Consider the following 26,634-nt stretch of genomic DNA (forward strand, 5'->3'; position numbering starts at 1 on the left):
CTATTTGTTTTTCTTTTCGGAGGCAGAATGATCCCCCTCGCGTGCAGCGATATCCCGCAAATCGGCAAGCGCCGAACGCAGCTGTGGCCAAGGAAAAGCGTCCGGGACTTCGCTATTTTCGCCACCACCGCCGCCAGAAATGATCTCTAACTTCGCCATCACACCTGTCAGGCTGTGCGCGGGCGTCGTCGCAACTGCATCGAGCAGGCGCTGTTCCGCGTCCACGGCGTCAATTTCCAACGAGCGGGCCGTGGAATAGCCGATCCGGTTCTGTGTTGGGTCCGCGTTCGCTTTCAGCAGGCGCGTTTCGCAACGCTGCTGAAGACGGCAAAGAAGAAGTGCAGCGTGATGTGCCTCTCGCCACTCATGCAGCAGCGCCACCACCGGATCGGCAGCCGAGCGCTCATTCCGATCAGAAGCGCCCGCTTGCCTTTTGTCCACAGGACTTCGCTTCCTGCGCAACCGGTAGGTGACGGAGGGCAAAGTCATGGTATTGTCGGAATCAGCCATGATCCGAGCTCCATGATAGCTTAGGTCTGGTTAGGTCGAGCGGGGTGTTCGCGCACCCTGTTCGGCCACTCACGCCAATAAAGACCTCGGGCGCGCATAGCTCCGCCCGGATGCCAATATTGGAGTGAACATCCGAGGTTTAAACTAGATTAGGTAAACTTTCAAGCCCTATGGCATCAAATGATACTTCTGGTATGATTGATTTAACGAGCGATCAGGTCCGCGCTGCCCGTGCATTGCTGCAGTGGGATCAAAAGACACTTTCTGATCGGTCGAAAGTTTCAATCGCTACTATCAAGCGATTGGAGCCGATATCCGGTGCAATTCGAGCCAACAAGGTGACGATTGACGCGCTACGGCGTGCCTTGGAGGCTGGTGGTGTAGAATTCATACCGGAAAACGGCGGTGGGGCAGGGGTCCGGCTTACTCGCCGTTCCACGTTATGATCTTTCCTGGATAGCGACGGGAAAGATTGTTCATATCGACGTGTAGCGTCTGCATTTCGAAATTGAGGGGCGAGGCCTGTCACGGGGGCATTTTCAATTAGTTGAGAAGCGACGTTTTGGGGACCCTCGACACTGTGCTATCACGCAAAGTAGGTTCTCCAACGGCAATAATAATGGAGAGCTCGGATGGGTCGATCCGCCAAGCGTCGATCCAAAACCACGGGTGAGCACACGCTGGAGGAAATCGACGGAGAGAGGTGGAGCGAACCGACGCTCGATTCCTATGTCGTTCGCGCCTGTCATGCCCTCCGTCGAAAGCCCCTGAACACGTTGACCGACGAGGAGCTACGGCTGGCTGTCGGACAAGGAATAGGTTTGGAATGGCTGGTTCCACGCATGCTGCAACGCTTGGCTGAAGACCCATTTCGCCCCGGCGACTTTTTCGAGGGTGATCTGTTGGCGAGCCTTGCGCACGTTCCTGCCAGCTACTGGTTGGAGCATCCAGCAGAGAAAACGGCTCTTGCCACCAAGATTATGACCGCAGCTATTGCAGATGGAAGACTGCCTGACATGCCTAAGGAAACGCAACAGGCTGTTGCCGATCTTCGCGCGGTATCAGGTTGACCGCATACCCACCAATCTCGGTCATTCCACATTATGACTTCACGACGAGCGGTAGTCGTCATTTCCGTCACCCGACGCCCCTTGTCGGATCCATCAACTAGTCATATATGACATGATAACTGTTTTTATCTGTCGTATCTGGACAGTTCCTATGGGATCGCCAAAATCAAAATCCGCCTTAGAAAGGCTTGGGCAAGACGTCCGTGGCGCTCGTCTGCGGCGCGGAATCGCCGTGAGTGATCTGGCGGTGCGAGCGGGCACATCACCGAGCACCGTCTCGCGCTTGGAAAAGGGAGACCCCGGTGTCGGAATCGGCACGCTCGCCGATATACTGATTGTGCTTGGTCTCGTGGACCGACTGGCCGACCTGATTGACATACGCAAAGACGATCTAGGCTTAGCGTTGATTGTCGAACGCCAGCCGCGGCGCGGACGGTCTTTCGCGACCACACTGCGCAGGCAGAAGGCGAAGGGTAAAACGGCTCAGGATCCAGATGCCGTCGATCTGGACGGAGCGGCATTCTGATGACGGACTTCAATGCCCATCGTTCTCGGCGAGAGCGTGACACCGGTTGGTGATCTGATAAACGCTGCATTCAACATGCGAACTTCATAGATCAGATATTGAACGAAACAACGAGTGGCAGATCGAACAGCCGTGCCCATGCCGAACTGCTTGCCCGCTGGATTGCGATGATCGAGGTCCCTGCGGCCCACCATCCGTTCCCAACCGCGACGATGACGTCGGGACGATGGAAAACGGATTGCAGGATCGGCCAGACGAGAAGTTGCTCGTAGCAGATCAATGGCGCAGCTTTCACCCTGCCGACGCTGACAACTGGGTTTGCGAAAAAATGTGCTCGGACGCCAGCGCTTCCTCCAATCAAGCTCCTCCATGGCTGCCACATGGATCCGGGAACAGGCATGCGCTCGCGGTAGAGAACGTGACTGCTATCAGACGATATCGTCACAAGCACATTGTCATACCCGCCGTCGTCGACGACCGCAGCTCCGGCGATGACGGTAATCCCCGTTTTCGCAAGCCTCGTCTGCCAAAGACGGCTGATGGTCGGAGTCCAGAATCCAAGGGCGCTTTCAGGAAGAACGACCGTCGATCCAGGCGGATGACTGCGGACGAACTCAATAAGCGCTTCTTGCCACACAAGGCTGGTATTACGCCCCAATGACGCGCCCAATTCCAGATCGACGCCTTGCCACGACGCTGGTAGTGTCGGTGTTGTCCATTCAGCAGCGGACCAAAGCCAAAAGCCAGTTATGGCGAGGGCTGCAGCCGGCCAATGGCGTGTCGTCATGAACGCCAGGCCGGCTGTCATCGCAATCAGGCCCCACCACCCCCAGGCCGGAAACACAACGCCGGCCGCAGTAACCGGATGAGCCCATCCCAAAATCCCGAAGGGCGGGATTGCCATGGCGATAGATGCGGACAGGTAGCGGGCCACTCGTCGCCATCCGTTGCTGCTCGTCCAAAGTGCCGCATGCACGATCACGAACGCGGCCGAGGCGATCAGCCAAAGCAGCAGACCGGGCCAGATATCGGACGAATAGAAGTTCACCACACCCTGCGGTAATCCACGCGAGGCTGCAAGGAAGTAGGCTGCTGATACACTGGCCGCCTGCAACCGCGATCTCGCGAGGGACCAGACCGCGGGGAACGCTACAGCCAATGGAAGCAGGAGGACGCTTCCGCTCCAACCAGCCCAGCCGATTCCCGCCGAGATCGCGATGAGCCACATGAAGCGAAGATGATCACGGCGCAAAGGTCCATACCTCCTCAGCAAGACCGAGGACGTTTTCGATCGGGAGCGGACCGAAGTAGCGCGAGTCAAAAGAACCCGGAAAATTGGAATGCAGATAGACGTCGCTTGGCGCAACGATGCCGCCACGATGCGGCACAATGGGCCGACCGTGGGCGTCCTTAAGCGCTAGCTGGGAGTTAGGTAGCGGCCGTCCATCAATGTGAACTTCGTCGCCGATCGCGACGACCTGACCGGGCATCGCTGCAACCGTTTTGATGAGCGGGGCAAGACCGCCAGCGCAAAGCCCATGGCGAAGATAGCCGCGTGCGTGCGCCTCGCGCATGACGTCTGTGTCTGGAGGGCAAGCGAAAATCAGATCACCGTTACGCACAGCGCGGTCCAGCGAGATAATCCGCCACAGGCCAATAGGTTCGCTCGGCGTCAAGTTGACCCTGAAGCCAGCGATCCCGAAGCTTACGATCGTCACCATGGTGGCCAAAATCCCGCCGATTAACCAGATCGCCAGGATTTTCCTTTTGGCCGAAGACGACAGTGGCTTTCGAAATGAAACCGTCATTTGGGGGTGATTCCTTGCGTTTTGGTCTGACGCATTGCCTCGGATGCTTTCAGTGCCGTCACGGTGCGCTCATGGGCCGACAGCTGCTGCACCGTCCGCATCGTATTCCAGGCTTGCTGCATTTCGCTTTTCTGCGTGGCGTTCATACCGGCGGTGATTTGGCTGAACACCTGACCGGTCGTGTCATTGGCTGCAAGCGGCAGGAAGGTGCGTTCTCCAAACCGCTCTGAAACCGCCTTGGTAAAACCTTCGAGCTCCGCCTTCACCACTTTGTCCGCAAGCGAGTATTCAAGAGCCGACTGCAGATCGTTACGATCGATCGCATCACGCACCCGTTTGAGCACGCTCATCGCATTGGCTGACAGGGCAGGAATCTCCAGAGCAGCCTTTCTGCGGCAGGCGCGTTCCTCGGAGTGGCTATACCGTTCTGCCTTGCGCCGCTCGCGGAAATAATCGCTGATACTATCGGCGAGTGGCGTGACATTCTTGAGCGCGCGCTCGCGGTCAGACTTGCTCGTGCTGCCAGCAAAAACACCCGTCTTGCCTTTGAGAGCGCCAAACGCTTCCGGCTGTGCGGTGATCTTCGCGATCGTCTTCGTGGCGGTCACCTGATCACGCAGCATCGCGTCGAAGTCTAACTTTCTGAAGGCTGCTTCCGGCCGTGCGTAGACGTGATGAAAGCGGATCGACACCTCTTCCCATTGCCTCTTCAACGCCGGATTGAGCGCGAGCTTATTCTCAACTGCCTGGTCGATTGATTTGGAATACGTGGTAATGCCTGCGACCATGGGCTTGGCCCCATTTGCGCTATCGGCAATCGCTTTCGCCTTGCTCGTTGCGAGGGCAATCCTGGCACCGATGGCTGCGAGCCGTCGGGCGAAGTCGCTAATTTTGTTCTTCTGCCGCACCGTCCATTCGAGACGGTCTCGTGCGATGGTTCTCGCCACATTTACGATGTGCAGTCCGCGCGCCTCGGCAAAGCGCAGTGCCTGTCCGTAGAAACTGCCCCCAGCATAGTCGAGGGTAGTTTGCTTGGTATTTTTGCGGGACAAAATCGACACCAAGCCACCCGCCTTGTCGAAGGATCTGCGCCCATAATAAACGCCAAGGTCCTCGCGGTGGCGCGTCATCGCGACATAGGTGAGGTGACGATCAAGCGAGAGCGATGCGAGCACCTTGACCTGGTCGACGGTGGCACCCTGGCTCTTATGCACTGTGGTTGCATAACCGTGATCTACGTTGTTGTAAAAGCGCTGCTCGACCGAAACGTGGCGGCGACGCTCGCCATCGCCGATCTCAGCGACGATTCGGCCGGGGGCTGCTTGGACGACCTTAGCCAGCATGCCATTCTTGACGCCGAGCGAACCCTCGTTCTTCAGAAAGACTATCTGGTCCCCGGCGGCGAAGTTGCGGTTTCCATCTGCTGTCTTGAAATTCGAACCGGTTTTGATGATCCCGCGCTTCATGAGGTTGGCTCGCGCGAGCTCGTTTAGCATCCGGACGTCGCGGCGAAGGTGCGCAAGAATCAGGGACGACTTTGCCGGATCGTGCTCGCGGCTCCAGTCAGCAATGAGGTTCGAGACCGCTTCGGCCTTCAGTTCAGCGCCGATCACCTTGCCATTGGCGCGATAAGCTTCGATTGCCTTGCCGACATTACCGCGGGCGAGATCAAGAGATGCATCCCGCATCCATTGCTCGCGCTGACGATAGATGGTTTCCAGCTCGGCATAGCCAATTCGATCTGCGATTGCACGGAAGGCCGCACCTGCTTCAATTGGCTGCAACTGCTCGGGATCGCCGACAAGAACGAGCTTGGCGCCGGCTTTGGTCACCGTTTCGACGAACAGCGCCATCTGCCGCGACGACACCATGCCGGCCTCGTCGAGAACGAAGACGGTCTTGCTGTCCAGCAGTTCTCGCCCCTTGTTCCAGCGAAGCTCCCAGGAAGAAAGCGTGCTCGACGCAATACCGGCTTCCTTCTCAAGGCCTTCTGCTGCTTTACCTGCAAGCGCGCCGCCGACGACGCGATAACCCGCTCTTTCCCAAGCCTCGCGGGCGGCCTTCATCATCGTGGTCTTTCCGGCGCCGGCGCGACCGACTACGGCAGCGATGCGCGCCTCCCCCGCAACATGCTCGATCGCCATCTTCTGCTCGTGTGACAGACGATCATGCCGCGAGAACGTTGTTGCGAGCACCGAATGGCGAATGCCGAACGCGAACCGTTGCGAAAGCCAAATCGAACGATTTGCCATCTCTGCTTCCAGCCGGAGCAGCTCCCGCGTCGTGTACTTTGCAGGTGAACGCAGACCTGAGGCAAAGTCGATTCTCTCCCCATCGAGCCGCAATGTCTCAGGGCTTTGCAGGATGCGCACTATCAGCCTCTGAAACAGGTCCGCATCGTCGATATAGCGATGGAGGATCTTGGCTATGTCACGCTCGTCGAAGACGCTCTTTTCTCGGATGATCAGATCCAGCACGATGTCAGGATTGCGCTGAATTCGCCTCGCATTTTCGGCGCGGCGCTCCTCCTGCAGCTCCACCCGCTCGAGGGCGGCTTTCTCCTCAACTGCCTCCGCCTTGCGGTCAATTGCTTTCGTGCTGACACCGAGGTGGATAGTCGGGGTGAGGTCGATACCCTGCTTTTCAAACGAACGGCCATCAACATGAATGTCGAGCCCGGCCAATGCCAGATGGCGGTTCTGGCAGGCGAACCAGCCGTCTCGAAAACTGTTGAAGTCGTGGAGCCCACCTGCCCAAAGCTCGTAGACAATCTTGCCGGCGTGGTTGCGGAGTGGGTTGCCGTCCGCCCCTGTCACCGCAACCTTCTTCGCGCCGAACCCGTCATCCGCCAGCGGCCGCAAAGTGGTCATGAGATGAATGTGTGGATTGCCGGGCACATCATGAAAGACCCAGTCCGCGACCATACCATTGGCCGTGATGTGCTTGGCAACAAAATCCCGAACGAGCTCGACGTTTTGTGCCGCGGAGAGCTCGATGGGCAGCGCGATCGTAACGTCCTTTGCAAGCTGCGCATCCGAGCGTTTCTCAAAACCCTCGACCTTGTTCCAGAAAATTTCAGAGGCACCGGATACCGTGCGGTCAGCAATCATCTGACGCAGCCATTCCGGTGCATCGGCAGGAATAACAAACTCCTCATGGAGTAAGCCTTGCTTGGCGCGATAATCGATCGTGCGCGCCTCGCGATCGTAATCCATCTTGGCGCAATGCCGGTAGGCTGCCGACAGTACGGCGCTACGGCCGGAGCCGCGAGCGACGATGCTGACTGAGAAATGCGGGACAGCCATGGGTAGCGACACTTCTTCCGAACGACAAGTTTGATGTGTTCGTCGGGCGCGGAAGCGCTCAGAGCTCGAAAACAAGACGTCGCAGCCGCGACGTATAATTGCGCCCTTTGGATCCGCTCCTTCGGAACGGTCGGGATCATTCCCAAAAGCCTAGGCTGCGCCTACTCGCATTTCTGCTAGTGGATCGGCACGCCGATCTGAAGAAGTCTGATGCTGTGAACGACCCGCAGTAGCAATTGAGGACAACCACAGATGAAGAAGCCAGCCTCCAAGATCCGCAAAGAGATCGCCAAACTCCAAGAACAGCTCAAACAGGCGGAAACGAGAGAAGCCGAGCGCATTGGACGCGTCGCCTTGCGAGCCGGCCTTGGCAATATCGAGATCGAGGAAGCAGATCTCCTGGTAGCATTCGAGGAACTGGCAAAACGCTTTTGCGGAGCCAACCCCGGCCCGACCGGAAAGAAGGGAGCAGGGGAGGACGGCTCTGGCGAAGGGCATCCCAAGACGCTCGCGTCTGGCGCGGTTCAAGGCAGCGCTGGCGAGGCTTGAGCGGATGAGCAGGAATGCGATCAACGACGCACGGAAGAAGGATACCCGCGACAAGATCGAGCTCGGGGGCTTGATCGTGAAGGCGGGACTCCGCTTTGAGAAACGTGCGGTCTTGCTCGGCGCCCTCATTGAACTTGGGCAGCGCCTCAAGGTCGACGAAAGCGAACGGGTACGGCTGGCGGTTATCGGGGCAGAGGCATTCGGACGTGAAACCGAATAGCACTGCTCTGGCTATTGTCCCAGTGACACTGATGTCCATTACACTATTCTCCATGACGGGTATGGAGACGTGGCTGGCCGACTTAGGGAAAACAGAAGCGGCAAAGCTCATGTTGGGCAGGTCTGGCATCGCTGCACCTTACCTGGCGGCTGCAACGATCGGTCTGATTTTCCTGTTTGCATCCGCGGGAGCGGCTGGCATTCGCGCTGCCGGCTGGAGCGCGGTTGTCGGGAACGCGGGGATCATCATCATTGCTGGTACACGAGAAGCGATGCGGCTGTCAGAATTTTCTGGCCAGGTGCCCGCAGGCAAGTCGGCGCTTTCTTACGTTGATCCTGCGACCATGGTCGGCGCGGCGGCAGCGTTGATCTCGGGCTGCTTTGCAATACGCGTTGCGGTGGTCGGCAATGCCGCCTTTGCACGCGCTGCGCCAAAGCTGATTATCGGCAAGCGTGCGCTGCATGGCGAAGCCAATTGGATGAAACTTTCACAGGCCGAGAAACTGTTTTCCTGTGCAGGCGGCATCGTGGTTGGCGAACGATATCGCGTCGACCGCGACAGCGTTGCCGGCATCTCGTTCCGGGCTGACACAAAAGAGACATGGGGGTCAGGGGGGCGATCGCCGCTCCTTTGCTTCGACGGTTCGTTCGGATCGTCCCACGGGATCGTTTTTGCCGGATCGGGTGGCTTCAAGACCACCTCGGTGACGATCCCAACCGCCTTCAAATGGGGCGGCTCCCTCATCGTGCTCGATCCATCGAATGAAGTTGCTCCAATGGTATCGAAACACAGGGAAAATGCTGGTCGGCGCATCCGTATTCTTGACCCGCGCGAGCCATCGACCGGCTTCAACGCACTCGACTGGCTTGGCCAGTACGGCGGCACAAAGGAAGAGGACATCGCGTCGGTTGCATCATGGATCATGAGCGATAGCGGCCAAGCCAGTGGCGCCCGGAATGACTTTTTTCGGGCATCAAGTCTACAACTTCTGACGGCAATCATCGCCGACGTTTGCCTGTCAGGGCGAATACCACCAGAACAGCAGACGCTTCGCCAAGTACGCGCCAATCTTGCTGAGCCTGAGCCAAAGCTTCGTCAGCGACTGCAGGAGATCTACAACAATTCGCAATCCGATTTCGTGAAAGAGAACGTGGCCGTTTTCGTCAATATGACGCCTGAAACCTTCAGCGGCGTCTACGCAAATGCGGTTAAGGAAACACACTGGCTCTCTTATCAGAATTATGCGGCGCTCGTGTCGGGGTCTACCTTCCAGACGGCGGATATCGCTCGGGGAACGACAGATGTGTTTATCAATATCGACCTGAAAACATTGGAGACACATGCTGGCCTCGCACGTGTCGTGATTGGGTCCTTCCTCAACGCGATCTACAATCGCGGTGGGGGAACCGAGCGACGGGCTCTGTTCCTTCTCGATGAGGTCGCTCGACTTGGCTACATGCGGATTCTGGAGACGGCGCGGGACGCGGGACGCAAATACGGCATCACGCTCACCATGATCTATCAATCTATCGGCCAGCTGCGCGAAACCTATGGGGGTCGCGATGCGTCCAGCAAATGGTTCGAGAGCGCAAGCTGGATTTCGTTTGCGGCCATCAACGATATCGAGACGGCCGAGTACGTCTCACGAAGATGCGGCACCACCACGATCGAGATCGACCAGGTCAGCCGCAGTCTTCAGTCGCGCGGGTCGTCGCGAACGCGCTCAAAGCAACTGGCCGCACGGCCATTGATACAGCCGTATGAAGTGCTGCTCATGCGCGCCGACGAGCAGATCGTTTTCACTGCTGGCAACCCGCCACTTCGGTGTGGAAGGGCGATCTGGTTCCGTCGCAACGATATGACAACCTGTATCAGGCAAAACCGCTTTCGTCGTCTGTCAGCGCCACACTGAGTAACAAAGCGTCTTCAATACCATCGGCTCCAAGATCTCGAGCCAACACCAGGCTGTTACGCTGTCCATTCGCGCGTCATCAAGTCTCTCAGCTGTCATAATTGCTCACGGCCCAGGCTCGTCGCTATTCTTATAGGTGTCGACCACTTCTTCGAACTCGTCGAGCAGGTTGTTTTTGCATGCCGGAGTGTGCCGACGGACACGGTCATCAGGCTGTCGCTTAAGCGCCAGTAATCTTCGATGTTGGGAAGTACGAGACGCGGCATATTGCGCTGGGTAATTGTCACCGGATGGCGCAAGGCTTCTACGATGAGGTCTACTGATTTGCGAGACAGGTCACTCGTCGAACAGGATCGAGTATTTTCGGCTATTTCGATCTCTCGCTGAATGAATCCCCGAGCATTGATACAGCAAATACAGCATTGCATTATTTGCCGGGAAAGGCCCCGCGCAGTGCGCGGAGCCTTCAGTGTGCTAGTCCCGGTTCTGCCGGGACCAGATGAGCTGCAGCTCATTCTCGCCTTCGACCTCTGCGAGAGTTGCGTAGATCGGAGCAGGGAAGCTTGGATCATCGAGCTTGATGGAGAGGTAGTCGCGGCCCTGCTCGGAAGTCTTCTGCCAAGCTGCGCCAAGTTCAACGCTACCCGCGTAAACGCGGAACTGCGGCCCCTTCTCGGAAGCGTTCTCGACCCGGGCGATGCGTGCCTTGACGTTGAGGGCGAGGGTACGAATAGAGCCGGCGAAGCCGTTGTTGGTGGAGGTGAAAGTGCCGATGGTTGCCATTGTCGTGTTCCTTTCGATTGTTCGGGCCGCGCCCATCGCGGCCTCGATGGCTGTCGCAAAGACCGGCGACGATCGGACCGCACCTGAGTAGGCCGCAATGAAATGGAGGGCGGCAAGTCGCAGATTTGTTAGTGTGCGAGGAGGAGACCGCAGGGCTCCGGGGTAAGAAATCTGCGACTGCCGTTGCGGAAGGACGATCGAGGCGAAGCCGATCTCCGGTCAGACATGCCTCATCGAGCAAGCAGATGGGTCGCCGGAAACTCTGACGGAAGGTGTATGGCAATGGCAGCGCGCCACGTCGCCAGAGCGCGCGGAATCTAGCCCCGTTACAACACCAAAGCCATCGTCTGTGCGCAAATCAATCGCGAGATATCGGCTTCCGGCTGCTGGCTCGTCCTTGCAATACCACGTGCGATATCTCCTGGCTGCGAAGCGGTGGCCAGAAGATTGATGGGTCAAGAGACAAATTCTTCTTTGTCCAGCGCAAGCCATAGCGAAACCAATCCAAATGCTCACACCGTCGATAAGGAGAAGGCCGGGCGCTGACATTGCCGAACCTCCAAGGCAGCAGAGAAAACGGATCAGCTGGTCGCCACCGACAGTGACGACCGCTCGTAATGCCGAAGCTCACACCGCTGCCTTCTCGTCAGCTTCGGGCTGAAGTGCGTGCAGGAAACTGACGGCCAGCTGAGCTTGTGCTGCAGCCTGAAAATTGGCCCGCTTGTCGTCCGCAAGCACCGATAACCACGACTTCAGGTTCTGTTAAAATCGCCGTCAGATCCTGATGAACAGCGGATGACGGCGTACGCCGAAGATCGTGTTCACGAAACGAACCAACGCCTGCGCCGGGCCAAACAACGTCGAGACCACCAAGGCCGACGCACCAGGCCTTGGCGCCTGGAGCATAGGAACCATTTGCGCCAGGATTGCTGACAGGAGAAATCCTGTATGCCCGACCACACGAACAAGGAAGGCGTCCTTCACGTGAAAGCTAATGGGTCCGAAAAGGCAGTGAATATCAACGGCACCGACATGTACCGTCCGCTGAGCATCTCTGGCTCGGAAATGCCGCGCGTCGTCGGTCGCTCGAGCATGGTTCTCTGATCTGCCTACTGGCGCGCGGCTACCAGTCCAAGAAATCGGGAAACGTCCATTAGCCAAGCCTGCTGGGCTGGCCTGTAGGTCTGATGAAGCTTGCGAGGGACGACGAGTTGCAGCAGCTTGGTGCGCATCTCATCAGTTTGATTTTCAGAAACGCCCGGCTCCAGGGTGAGGAGGTGCTTCTGCTCGATGCGGACGGCTTCGGAAAGCACCTGCCTCCAGCGATCCTTAACGGTGGATTTTGAGCCGAGCATTGTCAGATGTGAGGTCGGGAAGGCAGCGTCGCGATATTCGAGCTGGCCTGGAAACAGGAAATCCGGTCTGTTTCTGTTTTCCGTCTCGACACCATGGGCAAATCTGATCTTATTTGCTTCGAGTACTGCTGCGATGTGGTTTTCAAGGGCGGCTCCGGCACGCGCCTTCCTACGATTTTGGACGCTGAGTGAGAACGCGATAAATCCGTCCACGTCGGCCCCGTCATCGAGCGTGAAGCCCTGCGCAATACGCTCGGCAACGATACGCCTCTCAAGCCGGCGGAAAAGCTGCTCTTCCCGTTCCATCCATAGTAACAATGCCTCGTCCGGATCGTCACGGGCATTGACTTCCGGTAGGGAGGACCGTGCCAGCCCGGAAAAAACGATGGTCGTCGGGAATTTCAGGCCGAACTTCTCGATCAGGCGGTCGAGCTTGTCTGCCTCCTTCTCCTCCAGTTCGATACCAAGCTCGTCAAGGATGTAGCGAGCTGCAAAGTCCAGTTCGGCATCGTTGCCATCGCCAATTTCGTGCGACTCGAACTTCATGCCTATCTGATCGTCCAGCCCGAAGAGCCAGATAAGCTGGTTCCTTATGGTGCTTTCGTCGGGTGTCACGATGAAAAGGACATGGCCGTCTGGCTTGCGAGCAAGGAACAGAACATCGCCGGGCTTCATCAACTCGGTGACGGCATTGCTCTGGTAGTAGAGCCGCCATTCGGCGCTTCGCTTCGGCTGATTCCGGCGCGAATCGTACCATGACAGAAAGCCTTCTTCCGACATTGCCTCCTGCTCTCCACCCAGCCAGATGTAGGTGGCGGGAAAACGATGATCGGTTCCACCTCTGGGAAACTTGCGATCCTCGCTGCCGAGAATTCTCAGCAGTGGCTCAGATCCCGTGACTTCATGCTGGTTTGAAGAGTCCGGGTTGGCATCGACAGCAGCCAGCCGCTTGACCGCAACACCTTCGAAATGCTCCGAAAGCAGTCCCCGCCTGATAGCCATTCATGTCCCCCGGATTTCCAGTGTCGGCGCTTCGCTCCGCAGCCAGTCGGCGCAATGATCAATGACATCTGCAAGGTCGAGCCGCGTGCGACCTTTCAGGCTGCATTCCCAGACGACACCAACTCTCCATCCAAGCCGGAGCAACCCCTCGACGGCATTCCGGTCAACCTCCCGGTTCCTGTCGATCTTCGCAGACCAGAAGTCTGCCCGGGTCGAGGGAAGCCGGAAAAGATGGCAGTCGTGGCCATGCCAGAAACACCCATGGGCAAAAAGGACAGCCCGATAACGCGGAAATACCACGTCCGGTTTTCCGGGTAAGGTCCTGTCATGCAGCCTGAACCGAAATCCCACCGCGTGCAGGCCGCGCCGCAGCGTCAGTTCTGGCTTCGTGTTAGTGCCCCGGATGCCGGCCATCATCCGGCTGCGGACTTCCGGGGATACTACGTCGGGCACCTATGCCGCCACGGCCGCGCGATCGGGCCGGGTGATGATTGACACGGTGCGCGCCTTCTGCGGCCTGTTCTGTGCAGCAGTAATAGCCTGACGGATGTAAGGCTCGATTGCCTTGGCAACGAACTCCACGACCGGAACGACGACAGCATTGCCGAACTGCCGATATGCCTGCGTATCGGAAACTTCAATTCGCCAGCGGCGGTCGCCCCGGTCGAAGCCCATCAATCGCGCGCATTCCAATGGAGTCAGGCGGCGAGGCCGTTTGCCCGGCTGGTCGATCAGAACTTCCGATCCGTCCTTGAAATAGCGGGCGGACAGAGTGCGCGAGACATCGTTTGGCCCGAAAAGGCTATAGCCGAATCCGTTGCCCTTTGCCTGATGCTTCGCCTTGTAGTCCTGGAGATATTGCCACAGACGAGGCGTTAACGTGTATTTTGGATCGACATTTTCATGCGATTCGAGAATATCGCCGAGCTTCGGACCAGAGCTTGCATTGGGGATTTGAAGCGCTGCGAGGTCAAAGTCGGTCGGCTCGCGGAACCCGACAATGAAAATACGTTCTCGCTTCTGCGGAACCCACGGCTCCGAACTGATGACGCGATGCTGGACGTGGTAGCCCAGCTCCTCCTCCAGAGCATGCATGATCGTAGAGAACGTCTGCCCGCCATTGTGGCGTTCGAGGTTCTTGACGTTCTCAAGGACGAAGGCCGCCGGGCGATGATGGGCGATGATCTGCGCCGTATCGAAGAACAGGGTTCCTTGCGTATCGCACAGAAAGCCATGCGGGCGGTTCAGTGAATTCTTCTTGGAAACGCCCGCAATAGAAAAGGGCTGACAAGGGAATCCTGCAAGAAGCACATCATGTTCTGGAACCTTCGACGGGTCTGCGGAGAACTCACATATGTCGCCCCCGATCTCGTGGTTGTCGCGAAAATTCAATGAGTAGGTCTTGCGCGCACCACCATCCCATTCGGAAGTGAAAACACACCGTCCGCCGGCCGATTCAAAGCCGAGTCTCAAACCGCCAATACCAGCGAACAAGTCGATGAACCGAAAGCTCGGATCTCCAAGGTTCACTGTCTGTCTTTCAACGTGTTCTCGCAGCGTCCGAAGAGCGAGCTTGGGGACTCTCCCGCCATCCTCGTACCGATATGCGCTGCGGCGGGAAACCTCCAGGAAATCGGCCGCCTCTTCAATTGTCATGGCAGCTTTCTGCCTGAGCCTGGAGAATTCTGTATGTTTCCTGCTAGGCATGCGTACCCATCCGAATCATTAGCTGTGTCGATTTTTGTCAGAATGGCATTGAATGTCCTAAGGAGCAATAAATGTTCTGTATATGTTCTGATATTCTGACAGGCAATTCACAGCATGCTGGGAACGCGGTGTAAGGAGGATAGGATGACAGTCAATCTGCCTGACGGCGAATATCCGTTCATCGATCAACGGCTGCCGCTCTCGGAAATGTCGATGATCGAAGTCCCTCCTGACCTGGAAAGGCTACTAAGGGATCAGGCGGCGAAGAACGGCATTGCCATCGTCCGGAACGAAGCTGTCGAGCTACGATGCGAGACGAAGGAATTCGGCGATGCATGCTTTCTGATTTACTGGCCTGAAGGGCAGCGCATGCACATGCTAGCGCCTAAGGGATTTCAAACCGGGCGGGCATAACTTGTGATGGCGCTGACATGGCCACGGCTGCGATCGCAAGTGTGTTAAGATGGCCGGATTGAGGAAGAGAAACGTCTTGGGTCGTTTGGAGTAGAGAGCGAAATCCTGCGCTTGATCCGGCGACTGATTAATCGCGCGGCGGTTCGCTAAACCACAACACAGCAATGATCGTGCCAACAGGCGCAAACCACGACACGAGCTGAAACCATCCGCTTCTGTTTGTGTCGTGCAGACGGCGGGCCGTGACGGAAAAAAACGGTATCAAGGTGCCGAGGAGAAATAACGAGACCAGAATGTCAGGAACATTCACAAGCCCCAACAGGAAGCAGACCACCACATAAAAAAGCATCGCGTACCAGAATTCAGAGCGACTCGCTCTATCCGTGAAGTTGAAGTAGTTAGAAAAGAATCTTTGTACCGCGGATACGAATTTCACAGATGGCGCCTTTACCCCGAAACGGTTTCGACCTTCCGGTGGTTTGTTCAGAAAGAACACAGCAGAAACAACCAGAAGTGAACCCAATATTCCGACAGCAAACAACCAGTGCATTAATCAAAATCTCCATTCTAATGAATCCTGAGGGTAAGTGACTTCACTATTTTGCAATGCCAGAGAACACTGGGTTATCGCTTCATGCCCGTGCTCTATCAGCTTTTCTCATCAAGGGGCTTTTGCTGGAAATAGGGAACTCGCTGACCTCAAAGTCTACGTCACCGGCCATCCGTATGTGAACATTGATTGTAATATGGGTTTTTAAACGGAACGGGTCCAGTTGCTGTGACTTTGATCGGTAATTGGCACTGATTATCAGCGTTATGTGGCGCTGTCAGCGGCTGTATGAAGGTGCCGGGAGTGCGGCTGGCTTTGGGTTCAGCGCCACCCACTCGACAGCCAACTCGCATAACCGCCGAGTATCGCCGTATTTCCGCTTCACCTCACTGACGATTGTCGTCGCCTCTTTCAGCTCAGAGGGTGGCAGAGGTTTGCCGGAACCGAGGTGCGTCAGCAGCGCGGCCGCCATCTGCTTAAACTCCGCATCCCAGTTTGTGCCGCCATTGCCATCAAGCTCCCTGGCAATGCGTCCTGAAATGCGGATGACTTCCCCTTGCACGGTGTTCGCCGATCCGCTCGAAGGGACCAGCAGCTCCCACAATTCCTGATGCCGATCCTCCCATTTGGCTGCCTTCGCCACAATGGGTGACTTGCCATCATGCACGCTCCGGCGCGGTACAGGTGAGACGTCGAACAAGGCATAAAGCTTCTCGAGTGCAGTACTGGTTGCATCCCGGCTTTCTGGATTGAAGCCGCTGCGGTGGAACTCGAAGTCCGTCCCGATACGCTCGACAAAATCCCGCATTTTCGAGGAAATCCGATCATCACCTTTCTGACCTCGTCCCAGAAAACGTGAGGCAAACGAACGGAGGCCCGTCTGCTGGTGCGGCTGTGCGGCCAACAGCAATTCTGCCATTTCGGCGATCTGCTGGATTTTCGCATTGCTGCACCGTTGAAGCGCAAGCTCCAATGGGGTCAGGCCACTATTGTTGGTGGCATCAATGCGGGCACCGTGCTCAAGCAGAATCCGGGCCGTTTGCACATTGCCGACTGAAGCAGCTTTATGAAGCGGAGTATCACCCCTGGTATCGCTGCTGTTCACATCCGCGCCCAGTTCCAGCAAGATATCGATCTTTCCCTGCCAGTGACCAGCACGGTCATGCAATGGAGTCTCGCCATAATTGCCTGCTGCTTCTATGCCGGCGCCCTGATCTACCAGCCATCGCGCAACGTCATCAGGAAGCTCGTTGAAAGCCAAAGCGGTTCTCTTGAAGACACCTCCTCGCGCATTGACGTCGCTTGTCTCGAACACGGCTTTGATCGCCGTAAAATCGCCGATCTTCAGCAATTCCTCAAAGTCATTTGGTAATGTCTTTTTCTTTGCTTTCGCCATACTATGCAGATCCCGTACCCGAAAATATTGAAATCCCCAAAAGTAATGCGGATGGCTTGTCATTTCGCCATATAGAGAAGCATCCTGTCACGATGCGCGGACAAGACTCAAATGTCACCCCCAGAGAGGTTTCATATGCGCGACCAAGCGCCATGCTTCATCTGTTGAAATCATTCAAGGCCTGGGGGAACTGACCTAGATCTGACGCTCTCTTCAGCCGTCGCGGTGGGAGAGGGCTCCAGCCAGAACTTTGAGCCAACCGGATCGTCGTAACAGGAGTCCGCTCAAAAGGTTAGGCTGCAACATTGTGTTTAGGCTCGAGATGAAAGCCCAGAGCCTTCATAACAGCCAGCGTGGTTTCCAGGGTAGGGTTACCGTTTTCACTGAGCGATGTGTAAAGGTGCTCGCGGGCCAGTCCGGTCTGTCGGGCAATTTTACTCATGCCCTTGGATCGAGCGACAACACCCAATGCAGATGCAATGAACTTTGCGTCGCCCGTTTGCATTGCTTCAGACAAAAACGCCTCGATTGCCTCATCTGAATCCAGCATCTCTGCGGGATCAAAATCGAGAATTTTTTCAGCCATTGTCTTCACTCCATTCTGAGGCCAGCCGCTTGGCCGCTCTAATGTCAGTTTCCTGTGTACTTTTGTCGCCACCGCACAAAAGCACGACAATAGTTTCGCCGCGATTTTGGAAATAGACGCGATAGCCGGGACCATAGTGAATACGCAATTCACTAACACCTTCTCCGACCGGAGCGACGTCCCCAGGATTTCCAGATGCGAGACGATGCAGGCGCATGGCAATTGCCGCCTTTGCCACTTTTGGAAAGTGGCGGTCTGCTTCAATATCGTCATGGGGACATGTAAGGTATAAACTACAGTTTATGAAGATATATAGCCACCTCAGAGACGCGCCGGATTGGGAGCCCGGCGCCGTTTCCGTTGATGCAGACCGGCGGAGGGCCAATCGGTAGCTTATTCTTCGACCGTGAGACCGTCGACGCCTCGATCAGTCGACGATTGCTTGGCGGAGCGTCTGTGCCCCCTCATTACGAAATTAACTTGCGGGAATTGCGGCATTTCCGTATATTACGGAACAAAGGAGATCGTCATGACCTCAACTGTTACTGCCGCTGAAGTTTCCAAGAATTTCGGTGCTTACCAAGACGCCGCCGTTCGGGACCCCGTTATCATCACCAAGAATGGCCGGCCCAGGACTGTCTTGATGGCCTATGAGGATTTTGTTCGGTTGTCGAAACGGGACCGCCGCGTTCAGATGACAAATGAACTGAGCGCAGCCGAGATCAGCGAAGTCGAGCGTTCGGAAATGGCGCCTGGCCACGAGCATCTGGACGACGAGCTCGTGACGCATGCTGCCGACTGAAATCAAAGTCGGTTACATCTTCCGTTATTCCTATCTTTGGCAGTGGCAACATCTTGAAGGACGTGAAGAGGGCGACAAGGATCGCCCGTGTGTGGTGCTGGCCATCGTCACGGTGGAGGAAGACGGCACGCCGGTCGTTCGGGTGCTTCCGGTAACACACGCTGCCCCTGACAATCCCACGGACGCTGTCGAAATCCCGCAGCCTGTGAAAAACAGGTTGGGACTGGATGACGATCGTTCGTGGATCGTACTGACCGAAAGCAACCGCTTTGTCTGGCCAGGTCCGGATATTCGGCCGACTGCTACAGAGAGCGGCTACTATGGCGCTATTCCCCCGGCATTGTTCGAAAAGGTGAAGCGCAGATTCATTGAACTCGCCCGAGAGAGGCATCACACCAGCGTGGGTCGCACGGTGTAAGGGAAACTGCTCCGCTCTCGGACCCACACCGCATCCGGCAGGGCAGGGGGGTTACAGCCCTGACGCCTTGGTGAGATTGACGCGGAACCGATCCCTGCGGCGCTGGTATTTGCGGGTCATTTCGGCGGAGGCATGTCCGAGCTGCTTTTGCACGTAGCGCTCATCGACTTCAGCCGACGAGGCCAGCCCGGCGCGCAGCGAATGTCCGGCAAACTTTTGGCCGCGCTCGCCCTCCGAAAGGTCGCCACGAACACCCGCGGCAAGTGCTGTTTTCTTGACGAGGCGGGCGACCTCCTTGTCGTTCAGCCGGTCGGGACCGACATTTTTGCCGTGTCCCAAAACGCGCCGGAACAGCGGCCCGCGCGCGATGCGGGAAAATTTCAGCCAGGTCTCTGTCGCGACGATGGGGCAGGTGGCATCGGTGGATCCGTAGCCGATCTCGACCTCGCGCCAGCCGGTTTTTCCGCGCAGGGTCAACAGCAGTCCCTTGTCGGGAAAAAATTCGATCCAGCCGCGACCGTCCTCGCTCTGGTCGCGGCCGACGTCGAGCCCGACGATTTCGGAGCGGCGCAGGCCGCCGGCAAAGCCGAGCAGCAGCATGGCGCGGTCGCGCAGGCCGCGTAAACCCGCCTGATCGAGCGTTTCCAGCATGGCAATCAGGTCGTTGGGCAAAATGGCTTCTTTTTGCACCGGCGGCCTGGCGTGGGAATTGCGAATGCCGGCCATCACCGTGGCGATATGGCGGTCTTTCCGGTCAAGGGCGTGGCCACGTTGCGCAAAATTCCAGCTCAGCGACGACAGGCGGCGCTCGATCGTCGAAACGGATTTTTTGTTCCCTGAGGCCGCACCTACGGCGCCGGCTGCGGCATTTCCGGAGGCAAGCGCCGTGATGTAGAGCCCGACAATTTTTGGATCCGGCGGCATCGGGTCAAGCGACTGGCGGCGGCACCAGCCGGCAAAATGCTTCCAGTCGGCGGCGTAGGCGCGCCGCGTGTTGGCCGAGCTCGCGGCCTCGACATAATCGCGGGCGCGATCGGCCAGCGCGTCGAGATGCCCGGCCAGGCGATTTTGGCCCGTCGGATGTGCCGGAAGAGGCGAGGGGACATTTTTGGGCAGCTCGCCCATCGCCATGACGACATCGACGATGTCCGGCAAAGCGTCGGCCGACGCATCATCGGCCGACGGATCAGACGCATTGCCGGAGGCAGGAGGTTGCGAAGCCGACATATCAGAATGCGCCCTGTGATCGAGGTGAGCGTGCAGACGGCCGGTTTTTGCGGTTTTGCGCGCTGAAACGGTCATTTTCCAAGCCTATTGCATGACGTCCGATAATGCAATCTTATCGGACATAAAATGGCATCGACAGGCTGTGCGGTTTTTACAAACCTCACTTAACATTACCGCACAGCACCAGCGCGGGTTGCTGACGGCCTTCCTTCCGGGAATGTAATCTAATCACATCATTGCGGGCCATTCGATGGCCGTTGCACGGCTCAGGTCACCCGGCACGGCCTAATTGCGGACAATCGGAACCGTCGACCGATAGATAAGGTAGGGGTCATTGCCGGTCGGCGGCTTGGTCTTCCCACCATCCGGGGCGATGCGGCCGCTCGATCGTTCCGGTCTCAACCGTCAAAAAGACTTCAAGACGCCGTTTTCCGCTCTGACCGCCGCCAGGATCGGCAGGCTCAGGCGACCAATCAGTCGGGCTCGAAGCCAAGCACGTTTGTCGAATATTCGGTCGAGCCTTCGGCCGACTTGTTGATCTCACGGTGATAAGCTTGTCGCCAGGAAATGCTGGGCTGAGTTCGAGCGTTAGGTAATCGAACAGCTGCCGTTCGTGGATCGCGATAACGATCTGGCGATCCTCGCGTTTCGCCAGCGTTCGCAACAGCGCGGCGAACTGTGCGACATGCAGTTCGTCCATCGACTGAACCGGATCGTCCAACACCAGCCATGGTAGGTCGGGATTGACCGATAGATGGAGCGCCAGGAACAGGGTCAGCGCGGCAGTGTTGAGATTGCCCGCGCTCAGCATGGCACCCGGACCGCCATAGGTGCCGCCATCCCGATGCACGGTTTCGAGTAGCGCAGAAATTGGATCGCCGTCTTTCGACGGCAAGACAAATGCGGGCACAAAGGGCTCGTTGGGCGCGAGCCGGACGAAGAGATCACGCCAAATTGTGTTGAGCCGGTCGTTGAACACCCGGCCGACTATCGAGGTTCGTGCCTCGCTGGCGGCGACGCGCAGGCGATTGGCGATCTTCAGCCTGCTTCTTGGCGGTATCGCGCACGGCCTCGGCGGCGGTCAGTAATCGGGAGAGCACGTCATGTGTAGGCTCGGCGTCAGTGACCTCGGGCGCGCCGATCGTGACTGCGAGGTTCGCAAGGGCCGCCCGGATCTCGCCGCTGGTCGAAACGCGGAGCCGAGCTTGACCGGTCCGGCTGACGGTCGCGGCGTGGTGATCGCGAAGCTGTGCTCCCTGCCGAGCTAGCCCGGCTAGTTCCTCAAGTTCGGGTTTGGCCGAACGCAAGGTCGCAAGCCGCTGCTGATGGTTGGTAAGTTCGGTCTGGGGCAAGGCACGAGCTTGGTCGGCGCTCCGTGCGCGCTCGGCTTGCGCGATCTGATCCTGCACCTGCTTGCGCTCGCCGACAAGTTCGTTGAGCCGCTCGGATCGCCCGACGAGCCGTGCAATCTCCTCCGCGACATGGGTCTTGAGATTCGTCCCGGGAATTTCGCTGAAATCACGGTGACAGACCGGGCAGGTGTCGTCATGGATATGGGGTAGCATACAGGGCGAGGCGCCAGATTTGCCACGATAGCGGCAGCAGGGTCGGTCGCCGAGACAGCTTCGTGGAAAAGCTCAGGGGAACGGCCCATGTTTCATGACTGAATACCCGGATATGAGCCACGCGCCGATCATTACTTCTAGGATGATAGTAACGGGATCTCGCTCCAGAGAGGCGTCGCTATATCGACATCTTCCTGAACGGAAGCAAACCGGCCTAGATCTTCAAGGAAGTAGTTGTCTGTCAGATCATCGTTGACCGCGCTGACCTCCCAGGCAAGGCATTGCCCAGTACCTTTCTCTCCATAGAATCGGTGATGCACTCCCCTCTCAACCGTAACACTTTGGCCCGGGCGCAAACGAAATGGCACTTTGGGACGGAGCTCTATCACCTGACCGTCCGCCTGCACTGAGACGGGTGCCTTTTCATTTTCTGGATGCAGAAACTCGATCATCAGATTTCCGCCGCCGGCGTTGATGATGTCTTCAAGCTTGAACTTATGGAAGTGGAAGGGCGTCTCCTGCATCTCCCCGACCAGAAGCAGTTTTTCCGCATAAGACCGTTCACAAGGATCATTTTGGATACCGTTTCGCAGGCAAAGGATGGTCAGTCCTCGCTTCTGAAAGTCGCCGCTGCCGAAGTCTGTCACGTCCCATCCCATTTGCCGGGTTCTGAGATATCGAGACACGGCGGGGTTGGCACTGTAATCGTCGTGGTTCCAATAAATCCCGCGGTCTCCAAGTCGGCAATCCCTTTCCAACTGAACGCGAGCTCTGCGCAGAGACAGGAGTTTCACGAAACACGGTACGGGAAGCATTGGGTGTATTGCGCGCCTTTGGCCTTGTTGAAACGCGGCCTAAAAGCGGCGCAATTGTCGCTGACGGTCATGCAGAAGCTGTTCGTAGACTATTGTCCTTTCACCAAGGCGTCGTTTCGGTCGAAGGTTTCCGTGACGTGCAGGGTTTTAGACGCATCGTTGAAACGGGAATCGGCGAACACATCATACTGCACGCCACTGACGCCGATCTCGCCGCGTTGGACGCAGTCAACGACCGAATGCTAGACCTGTCCTGCGCAAAGCGCGCATGACCTCGAAGCCTTCGATCGTCGCATAGGCCGTTTTCAGCGTCTTGAACCCTCTCGCCGGTTTGATCAGTTGCTTCAGCTTGCCGTGATCGGCCTCAACGACATTGTTCAGATATCTGACCTGCCGGTGCACAAGGTCTCCAGGACATTTGCCTTCGGCCTTCAATTGCGCAATGGCAATGCCATAAGTCGGAACCTTGTCAGTGTTGATGATGGTTGGCTTTTCCCAGTCCTTCAGGCCATTCAAGGCCTTGCCGAGAAAGCGCTTGGCCGCTTTGGCATTGCGGGTCGGGGACAGATAGAAATCGATCGTGTTGCCGAATTTGTCGACGGCCCGGTAAAGGTATGTCCATTGTCCGCGGACTTTCACATAGGTTTCGTCCACGCGCCAACTCGTTGAATGCGGCCGGCGCCAGTGCCAGCGCAGCCGCTTTTCAATCTCTGGTGCATATCTCTGAACCCAACGAAAATCGTGGAATGATCGACTGGCACACGCCGTTCGCCCATGATTTGCTCAAGGGCGCGATAGCTGACCCATAGCGGCAATACCATCTCATCCTGAAAATGACGCCACTTGAAATCGCTCATCAATAGTCTCGCGGAAATCTTAGGCGCTCTTTCTGACATCAACGGGATTTTTGCAACAGAGCCGGATTTATGCTGCACTATCAAAGCGTCGCCATTTCTGACAACGCTTCGATTCCCCTCAGACGTTGATCTCAGTCTGTGTCCCGCAAACAGTCTAATCCTGAACGAGTCCGCCAAGGCCAAAGTTCGGTTCTCCGAGAGCCTTTGTACTAAGCAGGTACATGCCTGAATTTGCAAAAGCCCAGATAAGATTTCTATCCCATTCGACGAAAATACTCTCTACTGGCGTAATGTAGGATTGTGGATCGTTGAGGTCGTCAGTCATAGGCGGCACGAAATAGGCGACGATCTCGGCATTCGTTGGATCAGTGATATCGAACACCTGGACGCCCGCATTGTTGAACGGGTAGATGGCCAGATTCTCATGAGCCTCTCCTGGCGAGAAGGCGGGCGTCGGACGCTTCGGACCGAACTTGCCACGGCGCTGACAGTAATCCGTAAACGAGGCCTCTTCAGGAGGCGTTGGGCGCGGCAAAACGGAAATGATTTCCGGTTCGGTTGGGTTCTTGACGTCGATCAGGAAAATGTCCTTGTAGGGCTCGTAGCAATCTTCGTTCATCGGATAGCCATTGGCCAGGGCGATTCCCCGTGTTTGCACTCTGGCAACATCGACGTTGTCTCCTTCAACGCCGCCGGCATTGAGCGGTAGGTCCACACTGCCCACGGCAGTAGGATTGGATGGGTCAGTCAGGTCGAGAATGTGAAAGCCCAGGCCGCCCATGACCGTGTAGCCGTATTTTCCGCCATCCTCGATGGGCACAGGTGTTGAAATCGGCAAGCGGGCTGCAGTCCAGGAAACCCGGTTGCCGTATTGGCGCCATCCCTTGTAGTATTCTTCCTCGCCGAGGCGCTGACCCGGCACCCACCACGTCGATACCCATTTCGGATTGTAGGGATCCTCGACATCCAAGATCATCTGAGCCGGAGAGTAGATGTAATTTGGGTACTCAATGTTGGTGAATGTATTGTCGGGAGCCGCGGTAATGAATGCATATTTGCCGCCGTTGTAGTTCGGCACGTCGAGCGCACCTGAGCCTTCCTGCAGCTTTCCATGCGGATTGAGCGTGTTGGTACTGATTTCTGAAATCTGTTTCCACTCGGTTATACTCACCAATTCGAATATGCGCACTCCACGGAATGCTTCAGCTGCCTTGATTGCCTTGACGGCCTTCGGGTCATCATACTTCTTGCCTTTTAGCCCGCCTATGGATCGCGGGACTTCAAAAGACTGGATCATGATCCATTTGTCGAGCTTCTCGTTGTAGGCGATCGACGCAGCACCGAACCAATCCCCATCCTCGTAGGTTTTTTCGAGGACAATCTTCATATTCTTCGGGTCGGTGATGTCGTAGATATTCAGAATTTGACGATAGTAGTGGAACATATATCGATGATCGTCCATGTCGACAGTGTGCTGCCAGGAATGGCCAGGCTTGACCACTATGGGCCAATGCGCTTCTACCTTCATATTCTTGATATACGTCTCGCTTTCGAGCTGCTCCAAACTCCCCTCGAACGGTCGCGGACCACTGTAGGTGTAGTATGGTGCTGCCTGGGGATGTTTGAAGATGCCGGTCGCAGGATCAAGGCCATAGGACGCAGGGTCGGGCTGCTGCGCTTCTACCGCAGCAGCGCCTGTCACAAGTGATAAACTCATCAGCGAGATGGTCACAGCCCGTCGAATTCTGTCATCTATCGATTTCCAAGCCGACAATATCCTAGTTCGTTTTATACTGCAGTTCACAATTGATGAGTTCTTGGAGAGATTTAAGTTCTCGTACATTGCTTCGATCCTCTCGGGGTCGGCCATCAGTTAATTTGGAACCATTACTTTGGTAGACTATGGCGCGGGGAGGGATCACGGTTAGCATTTTTACCGAAACTGGATATCCGAAAAGCTGATATCTGATCGTGCGGCCGACAGCCAAAGACACCCATTTCGGGCGGGACCGAATTGATACGCGTTTTCGCGAAGGGGAGATGGCTTCAGAACAGACTGCGTCGTTCTAACGGCGACGCACCTCGCTCAAGGACGTCTCGCCAGCTACGTCAGATTTCAAATGGCTACGTTTATGGGAAGTTTGGCAGCTGCCTCTCGCAAAGCCTTCAGGAACGCTTTGCCTGCGGGACTCAGTTCGCCGTGCAAGCGATAGGAAACGCCGATAGGCCCCGAACCAAATGGAATCGTCCAGTCGATGTGTGACAGAAAACCAGTCGCTATATCCTGTGCAGGTACCTGGCTCGGCATGATGCCGATCAAGTGGCGCGATTGCAGGACCGTCCGATTCGTCAGATATGATACGGAGTCGAGAATCACTGGCGGCATATACTGATCATTCTCGACGAAGAACTTGTCGACCTGACGGCGGAGATTTGTTTCAGGGGGGGGCAGAATCCATCCAAAGGGCTTCAGTTTATCGAAGGTGAGATTGGCACGGCCCACCAGAGGGTGGCGGGCACCCCCCACCACAATCACCTTGTCGTCGAAAAGTTTCTCCTGAATGATCTCGGCGCGATGTCTGTAGGTCGAAAGGCGTCCCACCACCATGTCGATCTCTCCGGACTGCAGTGCGGGCATGAGAATTTCGTTTGTTCCTTCGACAACTTTGATTGCAACATTGGGTCGTTGTTCCACCAGTATGTCTATCGCCACCGGCAGTAGTTGCGTTGAAGCCGCTAGAAGTGTTCCGACAACGAGCCGTCCGCTGGTACCCTCATTGATGTCGGCCAGTTCCTGCGCTGCATTCGCGACTTGGGCAAAGATGAGTCGGGTGTGCCTTACCAGCGCTTCCCCGAAGACCGTCGGAACCATCCCTCGATTGGTCCGCTCGAAAAGCCTGACCTCGAAATCGAGTTCCAGATCTTTGATCATTCTGGTTGCAGCGGGTTGAGACGCATTAACCTCACGTGCAGCCCTCTGGATATTGCCGAATTTCACGATGGCGACCAGAAGTCGGAGTTGCCGGAATTTCAGTCGTGTCAGAACACGCTCTACAACCCGGGCGCGACGCACAGACATGCCCATTCCCTCCCGAGTTGGCGTGACGATCTTGCCTTATGATCTCGCCGCGGGGGTGCAGCCGAGCAAAACACACTTACAATCTACATCTGGAGCGCGATGTGACCATTCGGATCGTTAGCCCCTTCGTACTCGGCTAGCTGAACGCTGAGATTTCAGAGAACGTTGACGGATATGA

General features: G+C 56.7%; 28 protein-coding genes and 2 pseudogenes. 10 read left to right on the top strand and 20 right to left on the bottom strand.

Features of this window, described 5'->3' with window-relative positions:
- Positions 1-510 (bottom strand): hypothetical protein, encoded by a 510-nt coding sequence (locus ABFT80_RS14165; RefSeq protein WP_347972585.1) that lies wholly within the window; start codon positions 508-510, stop codon positions 1-3.
- A 632-nt stretch (positions 511-1,142) separates the two neighbouring features.
- On the opposite strand from ABFT80_RS14165, the gene ABFT80_RS14170 reads away from it, so the two are divergent.
- Both ABFT80_RS14170 and ABFT80_RS14175 read left to right on the top strand, forming a co-directional pair.
- Positions 1,143-1,580 carry a contact-dependent growth inhibition system immunity protein gene (locus ABFT80_RS14170; protein ID WP_347972586.1) on the top strand — a complete coding sequence of 146 codons (438 nt, stop codon included), beginning with the start codon at positions 1,143-1,145 and terminating at the stop codon, positions 1,578-1,580.
- Between the two features lie 151 nt (positions 1,581-1,731).
- Positions 1,732-2,106, top strand: coding sequence for a helix-turn-helix domain-containing protein (locus ABFT80_RS14175; RefSeq protein WP_347972871.1), 375 nt, complete (start codon positions 1,732-1,734; stop codon positions 2,104-2,106).
- A gap of 91 nt (positions 2,107-2,197) precedes the next feature.
- On the opposite strand, the gene ABFT80_RS14180 is transcribed toward ABFT80_RS14175, so the two are convergent.
- Genes ABFT80_RS14180 through traA form a run of 3 tightly spaced genes read right to left on the bottom strand, consistent with a single transcriptional unit; the run spans position 2,198 to position 7,219 of the window.
- On the bottom strand, positions 2,198-3,358 hold the full coding sequence (locus tag ABFT80_RS14180; RefSeq protein ID WP_347972587.1) for a conjugal transfer protein TraB: 1,161 nt from the start codon (positions 3,356-3,358) through the stop codon (positions 2,198-2,200).
- On the bottom strand, positions 3,348-3,914 hold the full coding sequence (gene traF / locus ABFT80_RS14185; protein WP_347972588.1) for a conjugative transfer signal peptidase TraF: 567 nt from the start codon (positions 3,912-3,914) through the stop codon (positions 3,348-3,350). Before traF ends, ABFT80_RS14180 begins: the two co-directional genes overlap by 11 nt.
- Entirely contained in the window at positions 3,911-7,219 is a 3,309-nt protein-coding gene (traA, locus tag ABFT80_RS14190; protein ID WP_347972589.1) for a Ti-type conjugative transfer relaxase TraA, read from the bottom strand. The genes traF and traA overlap by 4 nt, the downstream gene beginning before the upstream one ends.
- A 252-nt stretch (positions 7,220-7,471) precedes the next feature.
- On the opposite strand from traA, the gene traC reads away from it, so the two are divergent.
- From traC to traG, 3 genes are read left to right on the top strand one after another with little or no spacing between them, the layout of a single operon-like run.
- Positions 7,472-7,768 carry a conjugal transfer protein TraC gene (gene traC / locus ABFT80_RS14195; RefSeq protein ID WP_347972590.1) on the top strand — a complete coding sequence of 99 codons (297 nt, stop codon included), beginning with the start codon at positions 7,472-7,474 and terminating at the stop codon, positions 7,766-7,768.
- A 4-nt stretch (positions 7,769-7,772) separates the two neighbouring features.
- Positions 7,773-7,988: a type IV conjugative transfer system coupling protein TraD gene (traD, locus tag ABFT80_RS14200; RefSeq protein ID WP_347972591.1), complete on the top strand. Its 216-nt coding sequence runs from the start codon at positions 7,773-7,775 to the stop codon at positions 7,986-7,988.
- Positions 7,975-9,900 carry a Ti-type conjugative transfer system protein TraG gene (traG, locus tag ABFT80_RS14205; protein WP_455189940.1) on the top strand — a complete coding sequence of 642 codons (1,926 nt, stop codon included), beginning with the start codon at positions 7,975-7,977 and terminating at the stop codon, positions 9,898-9,900. Before traD ends, traG begins: the two co-directional genes overlap by 14 nt.
- A gap of 474 nt (positions 9,901-10,374) precedes the next feature.
- Here traG and ABFT80_RS14210 read toward each other — a convergent pair whose 3' ends face one another.
- The gene (locus ABFT80_RS14210; RefSeq protein ID WP_347972592.1) at positions 10,375-10,683 is read right to left on the bottom strand and encodes a DUF736 domain-containing protein; all 309 of its coding nucleotides are present in this window, start codon (positions 10,681-10,683) and stop codon (positions 10,375-10,377) included.
- 627 nt (positions 10,684-11,310) lie between these two features.
- Positions 11,311-11,439: pseudogene (locus ABFT80_RS14215) on the bottom strand (antirestriction protein ArdC); the annotation flags it as partial.
- Between the two features lie 192 nt (positions 11,440-11,631).
- On the opposite strand from ABFT80_RS14215, the gene ABFT80_RS14220 reads away from it, so the two are divergent.
- Positions 11,632-11,787 carry a hypothetical protein gene (locus ABFT80_RS14220; protein WP_347972593.1) on the top strand — a complete coding sequence of 52 codons (156 nt, stop codon included), beginning with the start codon at positions 11,632-11,634 and terminating at the stop codon, positions 11,785-11,787.
- Positions 11,788-11,792: 5 nt separating this feature from the next.
- On the opposite strand, the gene ABFT80_RS14225 is transcribed toward ABFT80_RS14220, so the two are convergent.
- The 3 genes from ABFT80_RS14225 to dcm are packed head-to-tail and all read right to left on the bottom strand — an operon-like array spanning position 11,793 to position 14,570.
- Complete coding sequence (locus ABFT80_RS14225) at positions 11,793-13,040, bottom strand: type II restriction endonuclease (protein WP_347972594.1); 1,248 nt, start codon at positions 13,038-13,040, stop codon at positions 11,793-11,795.
- Positions 13,041-13,493, bottom strand: a complete 453-nt coding sequence (locus ABFT80_RS14230; protein WP_347972595.1) for a very short patch repair endonuclease — start codon at positions 13,491-13,493, stop codon at positions 13,041-13,043.
- Positions 13,494-14,570: a DNA (cytosine-5-)-methyltransferase gene (dcm, locus tag ABFT80_RS14235; RefSeq protein WP_347972596.1), complete on the bottom strand. Its 1,077-nt coding sequence runs from the start codon at positions 14,568-14,570 to the stop codon at positions 13,494-13,496.
- A gap of 321 nt (positions 14,571-14,891) precedes the next feature.
- Between dcm and ABFT80_RS14240 the strand changes: the two genes are divergently transcribed.
- The gene (locus tag ABFT80_RS14240; protein WP_347972597.1) at positions 14,892-15,161 is read left to right on the top strand and encodes a hypothetical protein; all 270 of its coding nucleotides are present in this window, start codon (positions 14,892-14,894) and stop codon (positions 15,159-15,161) included.
- Positions 15,162-15,288: 127 nt separating this feature from the next.
- On the opposite strand, the gene ABFT80_RS14245 is transcribed toward ABFT80_RS14240, so the two are convergent.
- The 4 genes from ABFT80_RS14245 to ABFT80_RS14260 all read right to left on the bottom strand — a co-directional run bounded on the left by ABFT80_RS14245 (position 15,289) and on the right by ABFT80_RS14260 (position 17,910).
- The gene (locus ABFT80_RS14245) at positions 15,289-15,711 is read right to left on the bottom strand and encodes a DUF805 domain-containing protein (RefSeq protein ID WP_347972598.1); all 423 of its coding nucleotides are present in this window, start codon (positions 15,709-15,711) and stop codon (positions 15,289-15,291) included.
- A gap of 277 nt (positions 15,712-15,988) precedes the next feature.
- Complete coding sequence (locus ABFT80_RS14250; protein WP_347972599.1) at positions 15,989-17,107, bottom strand: ankyrin repeat domain-containing protein; 1,119 nt, start codon at positions 17,105-17,107, stop codon at positions 15,989-15,991.
- Between the two features lie 292 nt (positions 17,108-17,399).
- A complete protein-coding gene (locus ABFT80_RS14255; RefSeq protein ID WP_347972600.1) occupies positions 17,400-17,693 on the bottom strand; it encodes an addiction module antidote protein in 294 nt (97 codons plus the stop codon).
- Complete coding sequence (locus ABFT80_RS14260; protein ID WP_455189941.1) at positions 17,686-17,910, bottom strand: type II toxin-antitoxin system RelE/ParE family toxin; 225 nt, start codon at positions 17,908-17,910, stop codon at positions 17,686-17,688. The genes ABFT80_RS14255 and ABFT80_RS14260 overlap by 8 nt, the downstream gene beginning before the upstream one ends.
- Before the next feature lie 312 nt (positions 17,911-18,222).
- On the opposite strand from ABFT80_RS14260, the gene ABFT80_RS14265 reads away from it, so the two are divergent.
- Complete coding sequence (locus ABFT80_RS14265; protein ID WP_347972601.1) at positions 18,223-18,495, top strand: type II toxin-antitoxin system Phd/YefM family antitoxin; 273 nt, start codon at positions 18,223-18,225, stop codon at positions 18,493-18,495.
- Positions 18,482-18,913: a plasmid maintenance toxin (PemK-like) gene (locus tag ABFT80_RS14270; protein ID WP_347972602.1), complete on the top strand. Its 432-nt coding sequence runs from the start codon at positions 18,482-18,484 to the stop codon at positions 18,911-18,913. The genes ABFT80_RS14265 and ABFT80_RS14270 overlap by 14 nt, the downstream gene beginning before the upstream one ends.
- Before the next feature lie 51 nt (positions 18,914-18,964).
- Here the strand turns inward: ABFT80_RS14270 and ABFT80_RS14275 are convergent, their stop codons facing one another.
- The 4 genes from ABFT80_RS14275 to ABFT80_RS14290 all read right to left on the bottom strand — a co-directional run bounded on the left by ABFT80_RS14275 (position 18,965) and on the right by ABFT80_RS14290 (position 22,499).
- Positions 18,965-20,140: a site-specific integrase gene (locus ABFT80_RS14275; protein ID WP_347972603.1), complete on the bottom strand. Its 1,176-nt coding sequence runs from the start codon at positions 20,138-20,140 to the stop codon at positions 18,965-18,967.
- 331 nt (positions 20,141-20,471) lie between these two features.
- Positions 20,472-21,050 (bottom strand): hypothetical protein, encoded by a 579-nt coding sequence (locus ABFT80_RS14280; RefSeq protein WP_347972604.1) that lies wholly within the window; start codon positions 21,048-21,050, stop codon positions 20,472-20,474.
- 34 nt (positions 21,051-21,084) lie between these two features.
- Positions 21,085-21,705, bottom strand: coding sequence for a hypothetical protein (locus ABFT80_RS14285; protein WP_347972605.1), 621 nt, complete (start codon positions 21,703-21,705; stop codon positions 21,085-21,087).
- 137 nt (positions 21,706-21,842) lie between these two features.
- Positions 21,843-22,499, bottom strand: a complete 657-nt coding sequence (locus ABFT80_RS14290) for a D-lyxose/D-mannose family sugar isomerase (protein WP_347972873.1) — start codon at positions 22,497-22,499, stop codon at positions 21,843-21,845.
- Between ABFT80_RS14290 and ABFT80_RS14295 the strand changes: the two genes are divergently transcribed.
- Positions 22,382-22,792 (top strand): FadR/GntR family transcriptional regulator, encoded by a 411-nt coding sequence (locus ABFT80_RS14295; protein ID WP_347972874.1) that lies wholly within the window; start codon positions 22,382-22,384, stop codon positions 22,790-22,792. The genes ABFT80_RS14290 and ABFT80_RS14295 overlap by 118 nt on opposite strands.
- Here ABFT80_RS14295 and ABFT80_RS14300 read toward each other — a convergent pair.
- The 3 genes and pseudogenes from ABFT80_RS14300 to ABFT80_RS14310 all read right to left on the bottom strand — a co-directional run bounded on the left by ABFT80_RS14300 (position 22,749) and on the right by ABFT80_RS14310 (position 26,456).
- Positions 22,749-23,346 (bottom strand): annotated as a pseudogene (locus tag ABFT80_RS14300) (IS6 family transposase). The gene ABFT80_RS14295 and the pseudogene ABFT80_RS14300 overlap by 44 nt on opposite strands.
- A 185-nt stretch (positions 23,347-23,531) precedes the next feature.
- Complete coding sequence (locus ABFT80_RS14305) at positions 23,532-25,109, bottom strand: LVIVD repeat-containing protein (protein WP_347972606.1); 1,578 nt, start codon at positions 25,107-25,109, stop codon at positions 23,532-23,534.
- A gap of 384 nt (positions 25,110-25,493) precedes the next feature.
- On the bottom strand, positions 25,494-26,456 hold the full coding sequence (locus ABFT80_RS14310) for a LysR substrate-binding domain-containing protein (RefSeq protein ID WP_347972607.1): 963 nt from the start codon (positions 26,454-26,456) through the stop codon (positions 25,494-25,496).
- Positions 26,457-26,634: the final 178 nt, after the last annotated feature.

This window comes from Foliimonas ilicis (genome assembly GCF_039939195.1).
Classification (GTDB): Bacteria; Pseudomonadota; Alphaproteobacteria; order Rhizobiales; family Rhizobiaceae; genus Foliimonas; species Foliimonas ilicis.

Excerpts from the sequence above, each read along its gene's own strand:
- ABFT80_RS14165 (WP_347972585.1), bottom strand. The coding sequence starts at position 510 with ATGGCTGATTCCGACAATACCATGACTTTGCCCTCCGTCACCTACCGG.
- ABFT80_RS14170 (WP_347972586.1), top strand. The coding sequence starts at position 1,143 with ATGGGTCGATCCGCCAAGCGTCGATCCAAAACCACGGGTGAGCACACG.
- ABFT80_RS14175 (WP_347972871.1), top strand. The coding sequence starts at position 1,732 with ATGGGATCGCCAAAATCAAAATCCGCCTTAGAAAGGCTTGGGCAAGAC.
- traF (WP_347972588.1), bottom strand. The coding sequence starts at position 3,914 with ATGACGGTTTCATTTCGAAAGCCACTGTCGTCTTCGGCCAAAAGGAAA.
- traA (WP_347972589.1), bottom strand. The coding sequence starts at position 7,219 with ATGGCTGTCCCGCATTTCTCAGTCAGCATCGTCGCTCGCGGCTCCGGC.
- traC (WP_347972590.1), top strand. The coding sequence starts at position 7,472 with ATGAAGAAGCCAGCCTCCAAGATCCGCAAAGAGATCGCCAAACTCCAA.
- traD (WP_347972591.1), top strand. The coding sequence starts at position 7,773 with ATGAGCAGGAATGCGATCAACGACGCACGGAAGAAGGATACCCGCGAC.
- ABFT80_RS14210 (WP_347972592.1), bottom strand. The coding sequence starts at position 10,683 with ATGGCAACCATCGGCACTTTCACCTCCACCAACAACGGCTTCGCCGGC.
- ABFT80_RS14220 (WP_347972593.1), top strand. The coding sequence starts at position 11,632 with ATGCCCGACCACACGAACAAGGAAGGCGTCCTTCACGTGAAAGCTAAT.
- ABFT80_RS14225 (WP_347972594.1), bottom strand. The coding sequence starts at position 13,040 with ATGGCTATCAGGCGGGGACTGCTTTCGGAGCATTTCGAAGGTGTTGCG.
- ABFT80_RS14240 (WP_347972597.1), top strand. The coding sequence starts at position 14,892 with ATGACAGTCAATCTGCCTGACGGCGAATATCCGTTCATCGATCAACGG.
- ABFT80_RS14245 (WP_347972598.1), bottom strand. The coding sequence starts at position 15,711 with ATGCACTGGTTGTTTGCTGTCGGAATATTGGGTTCACTTCTGGTTGTT.
- ABFT80_RS14250 (WP_347972599.1), bottom strand. The coding sequence starts at position 17,107 with ATGGCGAAAGCAAAGAAAAAGACATTACCAAATGACTTTGAGGAATTG.
- ABFT80_RS14255 (WP_347972600.1), bottom strand. The coding sequence starts at position 17,693 with ATGGCTGAAAAAATTCTCGATTTTGATCCCGCAGAGATGCTGGATTCA.
- ABFT80_RS14260 (WP_455189941.1), bottom strand. The coding sequence starts at position 17,910 with ATGCGCCTGCATCGTCTCGCATCTGGAAATCCTGGGGACGTCGCTCCG.
- ABFT80_RS14265 (WP_347972601.1), top strand. The coding sequence starts at position 18,223 with ATGACCTCAACTGTTACTGCCGCTGAAGTTTCCAAGAATTTCGGTGCT.
- ABFT80_RS14270 (WP_347972602.1), top strand. The coding sequence starts at position 18,482 with ATGCTGCCGACTGAAATCAAAGTCGGTTACATCTTCCGTTATTCCTAT.
- ABFT80_RS14275 (WP_347972603.1), bottom strand. The coding sequence starts at position 20,140 with ATGTCGGCTTCGCAACCTCCTGCCTCCGGCAATGCGTCTGATCCGTCG.
- ABFT80_RS14285 (WP_347972605.1), bottom strand. The coding sequence starts at position 21,705 with ATGCTACCCCATATCCATGACGACACCTGCCCGGTCTGTCACCGTGAT.
- ABFT80_RS14310 (WP_347972607.1), bottom strand. The coding sequence starts at position 26,456 with ATGTCTGTGCGTCGCGCCCGGGTTGTAGAGCGTGTTCTGACACGACTG.